The 12,594-nt window shown below is 66.5% G+C and carries 9 protein-coding genes and 1 pseudogene; 5 read left to right on the forward strand and 5 right to left on the reverse strand.

The features are described 5' to 3' along the window. Positions 1–25 precede the first annotated feature (25 nt). The 5 genes and pseudogenes from J8F10_RS31505 to J8F10_RS41145 all read left to right on the forward strand — a co-directional run bounded on the left by J8F10_RS31505 (position 26) and on the right by J8F10_RS41145 (position 8,502). Positions 26–1,543: a serine hydrolase gene (locus J8F10_RS31505; RefSeq protein WP_210660586.1), complete on the forward strand. Its 1,518-nt coding sequence runs from the start codon at positions 26–28 to the stop codon at positions 1,541–1,543. Between the two features lie 179 nt (positions 1,544–1,722). Beyond that, positions 1,723–3,858: a DUF4394 domain-containing protein gene (locus J8F10_RS31510; protein ID WP_210660588.1), complete on the forward strand. Its 2,136-nt coding sequence runs from the start codon at positions 1,723–1,725 to the stop codon at positions 3,856–3,858. A gap of 308 nt (positions 3,859–4,166) precedes the next feature. Next, positions 4,167–4,775 (forward strand): hypothetical protein, encoded by a 609-nt coding sequence (locus J8F10_RS31515; RefSeq protein ID WP_210660590.1) that lies wholly within the window; start codon positions 4,167–4,169, stop codon positions 4,773–4,775. A gap of 997 nt (positions 4,776–5,772) precedes the next feature. Next, positions 5,773–5,982: pseudogene (locus tag J8F10_RS41140) on the forward strand (cytochrome c biogenesis protein ResB); the annotation flags it as partial. A gap of 267 nt (positions 5,983–6,249) precedes the next feature. After that, on the forward strand, positions 6,250–8,502 hold the full coding sequence (locus J8F10_RS41145; protein WP_449267463.1) for a cytochrome c biogenesis protein: 2,253 nt from the start codon (positions 6,250–6,252) through the stop codon (positions 8,500–8,502). Between the two features lie 387 nt (positions 8,503–8,889). Here J8F10_RS41145 and J8F10_RS31525 read toward each other — a convergent pair whose 3' ends face one another. The 5 genes from J8F10_RS31525 to J8F10_RS31545 all read right to left on the reverse strand — a co-directional run bounded on the left by J8F10_RS31525 (position 8,890) and on the right by J8F10_RS31545 (position 12,550). Then, a complete protein-coding gene (locus J8F10_RS31525; RefSeq protein ID WP_210660594.1) occupies positions 8,890–9,582 on the reverse strand; it encodes a hypothetical protein in 693 nt (230 codons plus the stop codon). A 170-nt stretch (positions 9,583–9,752) separates the two neighbouring features. Further along, on the reverse strand, positions 9,753–10,457 hold the full coding sequence (locus J8F10_RS31530) for a transaldolase family protein (protein ID WP_052559193.1): 705 nt from the start codon (positions 10,455–10,457) through the stop codon (positions 9,753–9,755). A gap of 27 nt (positions 10,458–10,484) precedes the next feature. Then, positions 10,485–11,045 (reverse strand): D-glycero-alpha-D-manno-heptose-1,7-bisphosphate 7-phosphatase, encoded by a 561-nt coding sequence (locus tag J8F10_RS31535; protein WP_210660596.1) that lies wholly within the window; start codon positions 11,043–11,045, stop codon positions 10,485–10,487. A gap of 51 nt (positions 11,046–11,096) precedes the next feature. Then, positions 11,097–11,717 carry an SIS domain-containing protein gene (locus tag J8F10_RS31540; RefSeq protein ID WP_210660598.1) on the reverse strand — a complete coding sequence of 207 codons (621 nt, stop codon included), beginning with the start codon at positions 11,715–11,717 and terminating at the stop codon, positions 11,097–11,099. A gap of 119 nt (positions 11,718–11,836) precedes the next feature. Beyond that, complete coding sequence (locus J8F10_RS31545) at positions 11,837–12,550, reverse strand: nucleotidyltransferase family protein (protein ID WP_210660600.1); 714 nt, start codon at positions 12,548–12,550, stop codon at positions 11,837–11,839. Positions 12,551–12,594: the final 44 nt, after the last annotated feature.

Genomic DNA, 12,594 nt, shown 5'->3' on the forward strand with positions numbered 1-12,594 from the left:
GCTTTTCGACCCGCTCGGAGGAATTATGCGCCGGTACATTCTGCTGTTCGCGCTGCTCTTCGTCGCGCCCCCCGCGGGCGCTGCGGAGTTCGACCCGAAGGCGATCGACGCCGCCGTTGCGAAGGCGCTCAAGGAGTTCGATGCGCCGGGGGCGGCCGTCGTGATCGTGAAGGACGGTCAGGTGATCTATCTCAAGGGCTTCGGAGTTCGCGAGAAGGGCAAGGAGGATCGGGTTACGCCCGACACGGTGTTCCCGATCGCGTCGTGCTCGAAGGCGTTCACCGCGACGGCGCTCGCGGCGCTCGCGGACGAGGGCAAGTTGAAGTGGGACGACAAAGTGCGTGACCACCTCGATTACTTCCGCTTGTCGGACGAACTCGCGGACCGCGAGGTGACGCTCCGCGACCTGCTCTGCCACCGCACCGGGATGCCCCGGCACGACGTGCTCTGGTCCGGGCTGAGTACGGACAGTGGCGACGTGATCCGGCGCTGGGGAAAGGCCCCGCCCGCGACGTCGTTCCGCTCGAAGTGGGAGTACGCGAACGTGCCGTTCACGACGGCGGGCCTGATCGCCGGGAAGCTTGATGGGAGCGACTGGGCGGGCGTCATCAAAGCGCGCATTTTCAAGCCGCTGGGTATGGACCGGAGCAGTTGCACCTGGAAGGAAGGCGCGGCGCAGCCCGACCACGCGACCGCGCACTACTACGGCCTCGACAAATCCACCACCGCGATCAAGTGGGACGAAATCGACCACGCGGGCGGGGCCGGGTGCATCAACAGCACGGCCCGTGACATGGGCGCGTGGCTCCAGTTCCAGCTCGCGGGCGGCAAGTTCGATGGCCGGCGGCTCGTGACCGAGCGCGCGCTCCGGGACACGCACACGTCACAAATGCTGCTGATCCCGGAGGGGCCGTTCGCGGTGTACTTCCCCCCGAAGGTGACGCGGTTCGCGAGCTACGGGCTGGGGTGGTTCGTTCACGACTACCGGGGCACGAACTGTGTTTCGCACGGCGGAACGCTCACGGGCTTTCGCGCGCAGTGCATGTTGGTGCCGGAGAAGAAGCTCGGAGTGTTCGTGCTGTGTAACCTCCGCCCGTCGTATGTGTGCGAGACGGTGTGCAAGACCGCGCTCGACGCGCTGCTCGAACTGCCGGCGGAGGACTGGACCGCGTTCCACAAGGTGCAACTGGCGGCCCTCGATTTCAGTACCGCCGCCGCCAAGAAGAAGCGCGAGAGCGCCCGCAAACCGGACACGAAGCCGAGCCTCGCTCTCAAAGAGTACGCGGGCGCCTTCGAGGAGCGCGCCTATGGTCGCGCCGAAGTAACCGTCGAGAACGACAAACTGATGATCCGGTGCGGCAAGTACACCTTCCGCGTGGAGCACTACCACTTCGACACGTTCACCGCGGTCCCGGTGGAGCCGAAGGACGACGTCCTTTCGTTCGACCGCAGCACGTTCGACGTGCAGTTCCGCCTCGGCACCAGCGGCGAGGTGCAGAGCATGAGGTTCCTCGAACAAGAGTTCCCGCGCGCGAAGAAGTGAAGTCGCGGGTGATTGTGCCGAGGTAAGATGGGCGGGGGCGTCGCTTTCCCAAGTCCCCTACTCGTCTGCTTTCGGTGGTCCGACCTTCAACAAATCCAGAAAAAGGCGAAAACTACTGCGGAGGTTTGGTCCAATTATTCCGATTACTCATGACAACTCTCGTCCTACCAGGAGCAGTCATGGGTGCGCTACTTCGGACCGCAAAGTTGGGCGTTCAGCTCGGTTGTGAGACCCTGGAAGATCGGGCCACGCCCGCGTCCGTGTACGCCCTGAGCGGGAGCAATTTGCTCTCGTTCGATACGACCAACCCGTCCGCTGCGCCGGTAACCGCGATCACCGGTGTGGGCGCGAACGAGTCGCTCGTCGGACTGGATTTCCGCGCACAGGACGGCGGGCTTTATACCCTCGGCGTGGACGCCGGCGCGAACACGGCCACTCTCTACAAGGTCTCGACACAGACCGGCCAGGCTACGGCCATCGGCACGCCGAGTTCGGTCAAGTTCGTTGACACGGTCGGCAGCCCGGTCGATCTGCCCGACCCGTCCGCGGTGAGCTACGGGGTCGCCTTCGACCCGGCGACGGGCCAGCTCCGCGTCGTGACCGCGAACGGGCTGAACTTCCGCATCGACCCGACCTCGGGCGCCGCCATCGATGGCAACACCGGCCTGGCCGGGAGCGTGAACGGCGTCAACACCGACGGCGCGATCAACGGGCTGCCCACCGGTTCGACCGGTGTCGACGCGACCGCGTTCGTGGGCGGGGCCGGGAGCGCGACGCAGTACACGCTCGACGCCGCGAGCAACGGCCTGTTCGTGCAGGGGGCGAACAGTGGGTCGCAGACGGCCCGCGTGGGCGTGACGCTGAACGGCGCCCCGCTCGACTTCACCCGCGCGAACGGGTTCGACGTTTCCGGGAACACCGGCGTCACCGCGCTCACGGTGAACAACGTCACCCGCATCTACGAGATCGACCTGACCACCGGGGCCGCGACCGACCTCGGTACCGCCCCGCAGGGGACCAGCGGGCTGACGCTCGCGCCCGCGGCGGTCGCGTTCACGGACGCGACGTTCACCGCGTCGGAAACCGGCACGAGTGCGGCGATCACGCTCACCCGCACCGGCGACACGAGCTCCGCGGTCGCGGTTTCCGTACTGGTGACGGGCGGCACCGCGACGGCCGGTACCGACTTTACTGGTAGCTCGTTCGTCGTGGCCTTCGCCGCCGGTCAGACCACGGCCACCCTGAACATCCCGGTTGCGGACGACGGCGTCAAGGAACCGGCCGAAACCATCACGCTGACGCTGTCGACCCCGACCGGCGGTGCGGCGCTCGGCGCACAATCGACCACGACCGTCACGATCACCGATACCGACGAGACGACGGTTCCGCCGGTTTCGCCCCCGCCCACGGGGTGGTCGGGCACGGCTCTCGGGACCGGGGTCGGGGCCGGCGGGGTGCAACTACTGAACCCGGACGGCACCCCGGGCCGCAGCTTCTTGCCCTACGGCACCTCCATGACCTCGGGCGTCCGGGTCGCGACCGGGGACGTGAACGGTGACGGCGTGGCCGACATCATCACGACCCCGCGCATGGGGGCACCGCACGTGAAAGTGTTCGACGGCGTGACCGGCGCGGAGATCCGCAGTTTCCTCGCGTTCGGGCAGGGCTTCATGGGCGGGCTGACGATCGCGGCCGGCGACCTCAACAACGACGGGTTCGACGACATTATCGTGGGGACCGCGAGCGGCTTCTCGCACGTGAAAGCGTTCAGCGGGGCGAGCGGGGCCGAACTCGCGAGCTTCTACGCCTACAGTGGGTTCGGCGGCGGGGTGAACGTCGCGTCCGGGGACGTGAACGGCGACGGGCTCGCCGACATCATCACGGGCACCGCGACCGGTACCTCGCACGTGAAGGTGTTCGCCGGCGGAACCTTCGCGACGATCCAGAGCATGATCGCGTTCGTGGACCACTCGTTCGTGGGGCAACCGGGCGGGGTGACCGTGGCGGCCGGCGACACGAACGGCGACGGGCGCGCGGAGGTTATCGTGGGCGCGGTGTCGGCCACGTCGTCGGTGAAGGTGTTCGACGGTGCGACGGGCACGGAGACGCGCACCTTCCGCCCGTTCGCGGTGGGCTACTCGGGCGGGCTGAACGTGTCGGCCCGGGACGTGAACGGCGACGGGCTCGCCGACATCCTCGTCGGGACCGCGGCGGGCGCGTCGCACGTGAAGGGCTTCGACGGCGGCACCGGGGCGGAAATCAACAGCTTCCTCGCCTTTGGCGCCGCGTTCAAGGGCGGCGTGTACGTTAACTAACGCGACCCACACGTGTTACGCGGCCCCAACCGTAATGGCGGGGCTGTAATTCCTGTTCGCCGGTGACAAAGTCAAAGGTCTCGACAAGAGACGACCTTTGACTTTGTCACCGGCGAATGTTCTTTGCTGGTGTGATTCGGGCAGCGCACCACTTGTGCGGCCGGGGTTCGCCGATGGGTCGAACCGCGGTTACCTATCCACGTCCGCCTTGACGCCGGGTGTCAACCTGTCGAGAATGCGTGTACGGCTCCTGCTGATGCGCCCGCCTCCACACCGGCCCTCGCGGGCCGTCTCCGAGACATCCAAACATGCCATTGCCACAACTTCGCGTGCGTTCTGTTCTGCCGTTTGCGCTGGTCGCGGGGCTCGCGGTCGGTGCGATCGGGTGCGGGGGCGGCGAGAGCGTGCAGACCTACGCAGCACCGAAGTCCGAGGGCGGGAAGGCGCCCGGCGCGGTCGAAGCGGCGACCGAGTACCGCATCCTCGGTGCGATGTACCCGGCCAAAGACCCGGAGTGGTTCTTCAAAATGTCGGGTCCGGCCGACCAACTCGCGAAATACGAAGCGGATTTCGACAAACTGCTCGCGAGTGTGTCGCTCCCCGCCAACGGGCCGCCGAAGTTCGATGCGCCCGAGGGGTGGAAGACCGGACCGGGGCGAGCCGGGATCGTGGTCGCGACCATTCGGACGCCGGACGACAAGTTTGAAGTCACCGTGACCTCCTCGATTGGCGGTGTCGAGGCGAACTTGCGCCGGTGGGCGGTCCAGCAACTCGGTGCGAAGGACTTCGGTCCCGAGGACGTCGCCAAAGTCACCAAGCCGATCGACGCGAAGGGGGTGAAGGGACTGCGGGCCGACGTCCGCGGGCCGAACAACCCTTCCCCGAAGGGTGGTCCGTTCATGGGTGGCGGGAAGTAGTGATCTTGTTCCGTGCTTTGCGGTCCGAATCTCCGAGGAACCAGCGATGACCCCGACCCAACCGCACGTCCCGGGCGAACACGGCGAACCGCCGGTCCGCACCGCGCCCGTCCGTGGACCGGGCTACTACGCGCTCCGGGGGCTCAAAGCGCTCGCCTCGCTCCAGCTCACGGTCGTGCTGTTTTCGCTGGGCATTCTGCTGGTCTTCTTCGGCACCCTGGCGCAGCTCGATAACGGCGTCTGGACCGTCGTCGATAAGTATTTTTGGTCCTCCGTCGTGATGGTCCCGTTCGAGCTGGTCCACAAGTTCCTCAACGTGTTCTGGAAGGAAGGGTTCCCGGACGGGCGGTCGGAGTGGGTGGGTGCGTTCCCGCTCCCCGGTGGCATCCTCCTCGGCGGGGCGATGCTCGCGAACCTGCTGGCCGCGCACGCGACCCGGTTCCGGCTCACCTGGAAGCGCTCCGGGATCTTCCTCATTCACGGTGGCTTGCTGCTCCTGTTCGTGGGCGAGTTCATCACGCGCGAGTACGCCATCGAACAGCGGATGACGATCGAGACCGGGAAGTCGACCAACTTCACCGAGGACTCGCGGTACGTGCAGCTCGTGTTCGTCGACCACTCGGACCCGGACACCGACCGCGTGGTCGCGGTCCCGCAAGACGTTCTCAAAACCGCGAAGGGGCGGATCACCCACCCGGACCTGCCCGTCGACATCGAGGTCGTCGGCGAGTACATGGTGAACTCGGAATTCACCGACGCCGCGCCGGGCGCGCCGAACCCCGCGACGGCGGGGTGGGGGCAGCACCTCATCGGGATCAAGCGGAAAGAGGTCGCGGGCGTCGATACGGAACAGAAGACGGACACGCCGACCGTCTACGTGAAACTGTTCAAGAAGGGGACCGACGAGGCGCTCGGCGTTTACTACACGTCGCTCTGGCTCCAACTGATGGGGCGGGCCGATTACATTGAGGTGGACGGGAAGCGGTACGAACTCGCGATGCGGCTCAAACGGTACTACAAGCCGTACCGCATTCACCTCGACCAGTTCCGGTTCGACCGCTACATCGGTACCGGCAAGGCGAAGAACTACTCCAGCGACGTGAAAGTGTACGACCAGAGCGGCGGGGCGGACCCGGTCGTCGCCCAGCGCATCTCGATGAACGATCCCCTGCGGTACGCGGGCGAGACGTTCTACCAACAGAGCTTCGACCGCTCGGAAACGACGACCATTCTTCAGGTGGTGAAGAACCCGGGCTGGTTGCTGCCGTACATCTCGTGCGCGGTGGTCGGGTTCGGGCTGCTGCTCCACTTCGGGATCTTCCTCGTCCGGTTCCTGCTCCGCACGCGCGCCGCGCAAACCACTGCTGCGACGGGCGCCGCGCCCTTAATGAGCGCCGCACCCGTGGGCACGCGGTACTTACCGTGGCTCATGCTGGCGGCAATGGTCCTCTACCTGTTCTCGGTTTCCGGTCGAATGAACCCGAAGACCGAGCCCTACGACCTCGATGCGTTCGGGCGCGTGCCGGTCGTCGAGGGCGGGCGCGTGAAGCCGCTCGATACGGTGGCGCGGGTGAACCTGCGCGTCGTGAGCGGGCGCGAGGAGTTCGAGGACGAGACCGGTAAGAAGCAGCCGGCGATCCGCTGGTACCTGGACGTGCTCACGAGCGGGAGCCCGGAGGTCCGCGGGGCCGCGTGGAAGCACCGGGTCATTCGCATCGACAACGAGCAGGTGCTCAGCGCCCTGGAACTGCGGCCCGTTGAGGGGCTGCGGTACTCGCTCGAAGAGCTGTCCCCGAAGTTCTCCCTCATCGGGCAGCGCGCCGCGGCCCTCGGGAAGAAAGTCGACAACAAGCAGAAACTCGACCAGACCGAGACGAAGTTCAAGGAACTGGTCGATCGAATCAACACGGTTTTCCACATCGCGGCCGAGAGCGACGCTCTCCCCAGTGCGACCGGGCGGGTACTCTTCTTACCCCCGGCCAGCGAGGGCGGGGAGACGTGGGGCTCGTTCGGTGTGTTGCGGCAGCAGATCGAGACGCAGATGCGACCGCAACTTCAGGCCGAGTTCCCGATCTCGGAAGACGCTCTCTCCAAGATGTCGAAAGAGGAGAAGAAGGCGCTCAACGACAAACTGAGGGCGCGCATGGCGGTGCTCGAGTCCGCGGCCTTCGCGCAGAACCCGCCCGCGGCGGACTGGAACAAGCTCCTCAACGCGTACCGGGAGAAGCAATCCGACGAGTTCAACACGGTAGTGCGGGAGTATCGTGGGAAGCACGCCGGGCACATTTCCGACGTGAACACGCCGCACAGTTTCTTCGAGAAAGTGGTTTACAGCCCGTTCAACTCTTTGGGGAAGCTCCGAACCGAGGTGACGTTCAACCGGTTCCAGCCCTTCTACCAGTGTACCGGACTGTACGTGATCGGGTTCGTGCTGTCGATGATCGGGTTCGCGGCGAGCGCGGCGCAGAAACCGCACGCCGCGGGCGCGTTGCGCCGGTCCGGGACGTACATTCTGATCCTCGCACTCGTGGTCCACACGATCGCGCTGTTCGCCCGCATGTACCTCATGAACCGGGCGGGGGTGTTCGTCACGAACTTGTACTCGTCGGCCGTCTTCATCGGGTGGGGGTGCGTGGCGCTGTGCCTCGTGCTGGAGCGCCTGTTCCCGATCGGCGTCGGGAACGTGGTCGCCGCGACGCTCGGGCTGGCGACGTGCATCGTGGCGCACAACCTCGGCACGCAGCAGGACACGCTGGAGATGATGGAGGCGGTGCTGGACACGAACTTCTGGCTCGCCACGCACGTGACCACCGTGACGCTCGGGTACACGGCCACGTTCGTCGCGGGGTTCCTCGGCGCGATCTACGTTCTGTGCGTGCTGGGAACGGTCGTCCGGGATTCGTTCGAGAGCCGGGGGGAGCCGACCGTCGGGGCGCTGCTCGCGTTCGGGACGGCGGTCGTGGGGCTGGTAGCCGTCCCCGTGTTCTTCCTGTGGTTCCTCAAGGTCGCGCTCGAGAAATTCGAGCTGGTGAACCTGATTCTGTTGGACGGAGCGTTCTGGCTCGCCGCCGCCGCCGGTGTGGTGTACGGGTTGGCGCTGATGCTGTTGCGCGTGTCGGCGGGCGGTGTGGACGGGCACGGGAAGCCGCTCCAGGGTCAGGTGCCGCCCCTCGCTCAGCCGGTCGTCGCGCTCGCGCTCACGCACGAGTCCGGTAAGATCCTCGGCCAGATGATTTACGGCGTGGTGGCCTTTGCGACGCTCTTGAGCTTCGTGGGTACTGTGTTGGGGGGCATCTGGGCCGACCAATCGTGGGGGCGGTTCTGGGGCTGGGACCCGAAGGAGAACGGCGCGGTTCTCATCGTGCTGTGGAACTCGCTGATCTTGCACGCGCGCTGGGCCGGGCTGGTGAAGGACCGGGGTACGGCGGTGCTCGCCGTTTTCGGGAACGCGATGACCGCGTGGAGCTGGTTCGGTACCAACCAACTCGGTATCGGGCTCCACGCTTACGGGTTCGACAGCCGCCTCGCTGATGGGTGCTTCAATTTCTGGATGCTGCAGTTCCTCATCCTGGGCTTCGGCGCTGCGGTCCCGCGGCGCTTCTGGGCGAGCGCGACTCGCCGGACCGTCGTGCGCGAGGTCGCGGTTGCTGAAGTGGTGGCGGCTCCTCCCACACCGCCGGCCGGGACGGACGCGGAAAAGGGGAAGAAGCACGGCAAGCGCCGGTAACAGTTGATTCGATGCGTGTTGTGATTCACGACGTGCGGTTGGCGTGCCGGATTGGTGCCCCAACCGCACGTTTCTTTTTGGGCGCCACGCTACCGCCGCCCTTATGGGCGAGGGCACCGTAGACCCGACGGGGACGCGACTTGCCCTCAATCAGGGCCAGCGCCGGTTCGGGGTTGTCGGAGTGGTTTGACGAGCCGCGAGGGAGTGGGGCCGAAACCGTCCGCGTGTAAGAAGACGGAAGAGCCGCGGATAAACGCAGATCACGCGGATCAAACCAGAAAGATTTGTAGCTCGCAGCGGCAACCGAGAACGCGGTGGCAGTTATCACCGCATCCCGTTGCTGGGATATCGTGATGACGCCACCGCGCGTGGTCGATTTCGCGCCCGTTACTTCTTCCAATCCGGCGCTGCGGCGGAACTACCCATCTGTTTGCGGATCTTCTCGCCGCGGTCGGATTGTTTCAGCAGCGGTTCGACGCGCTCGAGGTCGGCCGGGTCGAACCCCGAGCCCTTCAGCAAGTCGCGCGCGGCCTGTGATGCGTCGGCCGCATCGACACCCCGATTGCCGCGCGGGAACCGCTTCTCGTGGAACGCGAGGTTCGCCTGCTGCCCGGCGTCGACGGGCGTACCGCCCCCGAGTACCGGGCTGCCGCCGAAGCCCGCGTCCTTGATCGGGTCAACGTCGCGCCCCACGCTCTTCGCGGCCCGCTTCTCGGCCACCATCTGGCCCAGCTCCGCGCACAGCACGGCCGCGAGTTCCGCGTCCGTTTTACACTTGTTCACGAGCCCTTCGCTGATGTAGAGCTGTTCCGTTCCGCGGTGGAACAGCACGGACTCCTTCACGCCGACCGTGAAGATGAGCGGTTCGATGCCCGTAAACGTGTTTTGCACGATGATTTTCCGGCCGAGCACCTCGACGCGCTCCGCGGTGGGCAGTGAGGCCTTCGGCGGGTTCTTCGGGTCGAAGCTCGGCTCGTCGTCCCAACCGAGCGCTTTGGACACGGACCACTCGCCGTCGTGCATGCAGCCGGTGGAAGAGAGCAGGGCGATACCCGCTACCAGCGCGGCGAAACGGTTCATGACGGGTGCCCCTTATGTGTTAAAGAATTGCGCCCCGCATACCGAGGAGGGGAAGGGCTGTCGAGAGGCGTTTTCGACTCAATTACTGGCTCGCACGTAAGCGGGGCGAGCCCGGCAAGCCATTGCTTACCGGGCCCGCCCCGCTTGTCTCGTTGTCGCGCGTGCCGTACTCAGGCGGCGCGCTTCAGTTGGTTGGCCTGAACCGCTTGTTCCCAGGCGCGGAACTCGGTCATGAACTGGCCCACGGCCTCGTCCGTCTTCGGGTGGCCGCACATTTGCGGGAAGAACTTCGGCGGCACCGTGATGATGTGCGCCCCGGCCTGGATCGCCTCGTTCACGTCCACGAGGTGCCGGATGCTGCCGACGATGATCTCGCTGTCCAGCCCGCGCCGGTCGAGCGACTCGCGGGTCGAGCGGACGACCGAGCCGGCGTCGTAGCCGATGTCCCGGATGCGCCCCCAGAACAGGCTGACGTACTTCGCGCCGGCGCTGGCGGCCATCACCGCCTGGTTGTACGACATGCAGCACGTGCAGTTCACCGGCACGCCGCGCTTGGCCAGTTGCGCGATCACCTTCAGCTCGTTCCACCCGATCGGGATCTTGATGTTCAGGTACGGGTAGTCGCCGAACTCGTTGACGAACTGCTCCGCTTGGTCGGCCATCTTCGCCGGGTCGGTGGTGTTCACCTCGACGCTCAGCGGGATCTTCGCGTCGTGCTTGATGAGCGCGTCGATCATCGAGCGAATGTGCTCGCCGAAGTCGACGCAGTTGGACCGCGCGATGAGCATCGGGTTAGTAGTCACGCCCGACGCGAACCCGCGCTCGAGGCACGTTTCCAGTTCCTTCACGTCGGCCGTATCGACGAACAGTTTCATGCCAGCCCCCGTTTGGTGAGTTTTATTTCAAGCGGCCGAGCGCCCCGCGACTTCGCCCGCACTGGTTGCCAGAACCCAATCAACGGCCCCCGTAATATCGGCCGCCCGATGGTCCGGGGGGCACCGTTCCGCTTGGCCGAACGGCGTATCGATCAACACGCCGCGACAGCCCGCGGCCCGCGCCGCGGCGATGTCGCTCCACCGGTCGCCGATCAGGAACGCGCCGGGCAGGTCCAGGTCCCACTTCGCCGTCGCCGCGAGGAGCATCCCCGCCTTCGGCTTGCGGCACGAGCACGTGTCCGCGGTGTCGTGATAGCACGCGAAAACGTCGAGCAGCGGGAGAGCGCGGTACAGCTCCGCGTTGATCCGCTCGACCGCGGCCCGGGTCTGCGTCCCGCGGGCGACGTCCGGCTGGTTCGTCACGACGACGAGCACGAACCCGGCGCTGCGCAAGCGGGCGAGGGCTTCTTCCACCCCGGGGAGCAATTCGAGTTCGTCCAGGCCCATCGGCGGGCGCGTGGTGCCGCCCGCGGGGGACGCCTTGTTCAGCACCCCGTCGCGGTCCAGGAACACCACCCGCTGCGCCATTGCGAAACTCCGACGGAATGTGAATCGTTACTTTTGAGCTTCTGCCGGTGACTACGCGGCCTTCTTCGCGTCGGCCGCGGCGGTCGATTCCCACTTGGTCGCGGCGGCCTTGAGCGCCGGGTGCGTGACGAACAGGTGCCACACCACCGCCTGGAACGCTTCCGCGTGCGGGGTGACGTGGGCGGCGTTCACCGTGGGCACGATCACGCAGGCGTCCGCGACCTTCGCGGTGTACCCGCCGTCGCGCCCGACGATCCCGCACACGGTCGCGCCGACGGTCTTCGCGTGCTGGACGGCGCGCACGAGGTTCGGGCTGACGTTGCGCTCGAGGTCGCCGCCGCCGACGGAGAACACGAGGACGGCGTCCTTCGCGTTCAGCCGGCTGCCGCGGAGCCACTCGACGAACACCGTCTCCCAGCCCTCGTCGTTGGTGCGCGCGGTGAGTTCGGACACGTTGTCGGTCGGCGAGTACGTCTCGATGCCCGCGATCTTGCGGAAGTCGTTGACGGCGTGCGATGCGTTCGCCGCGCTACCGCCGACGCCGAGGATGAACAGGCGCCCGCCGCGCCCGCGCACGCTCGCGAGCGCGTCCACGACCTTGTCGATGGCACCGGTATCGAGCCGGGCAATGATTTCGCTCGCTTCGGCGAGGAACTGCTGCGTGAAGGACATTCGAGCGACTCCGTTCGCTGTAGGATCAGAGAACCTAACCCCCCGCCCCCCTTCCCTAAGAAGGAAGAGGGAGCGGGATTCGCCCCGTCCCTTGATTGGGTCAGGGGCGCACTGGCACCTTACGCCGCGCGGCTCAGGACGAACTGCTCGGCCTCGCGCAGGCCCGAGGGCGAACCGATCTCGTAGAACCGGTTCGTCACCTCGAAGCCGACCATTTCGCCGCCCGCAACGAGCGCGCTGTACAGTTCGGCGAGGTCCGACACCTGCTCCGCCGGGATGCGCTCGATCGCGGCCCGGCGCAACAGCGACAGGCCGTAGTCGATGTGCGTCATGTCCGGGGTCGCGTCCCGCTTGCTGTACCGCAACAGGCGCCCGCGCTGGAAGACCACGTTGCTCTTGTCGAAGCTGTTCTCGTTGTGGAACACCGTCATCAGCCCGAGCGCGGCGGGCGGCAGAGCGTTGAACGCGCGCGCGTAGTCCACATCGAGGAGCGAGTCCCCGTACAGCACGAAGCACCCGGCGCCGAGGAGCGGCAGCGCCCGGCGCACCGCGCCGCCGGTTCCGCGCAGGGTCGGGCCGTCTTCCGAGTACCGGACGCGGAGCCCGAACCGCGCGCCGTCGCCCACGTGGTCCCGGATCTGGTCCGCGAAGTGGCCGACGCACATCACGACTTCGCGGAGCCCCTGCTCGTACAAGTCCTCGAACTGGTGGTCCACGAACGGGCGCCCGGCGAGCGGCACCAGCGCCTTGGGGATCGCCTTCGTGACGTCCCCCAACCGGGTGGCCTTTCCACCGGCGAGGATCAGAACGGGCGTCGAAGCGAGATCCGTCACGGGCGTTACCTTACTTGTGTGACTTTCGTGCGTGGGAACCGGAC

This window comes from Gemmata palustris (genome assembly GCF_017939745.1).
Taxonomy (GTDB): domain Bacteria; phylum Planctomycetota; class Planctomycetia; order Gemmatales; family Gemmataceae; genus Gemmata; species Gemmata palustris.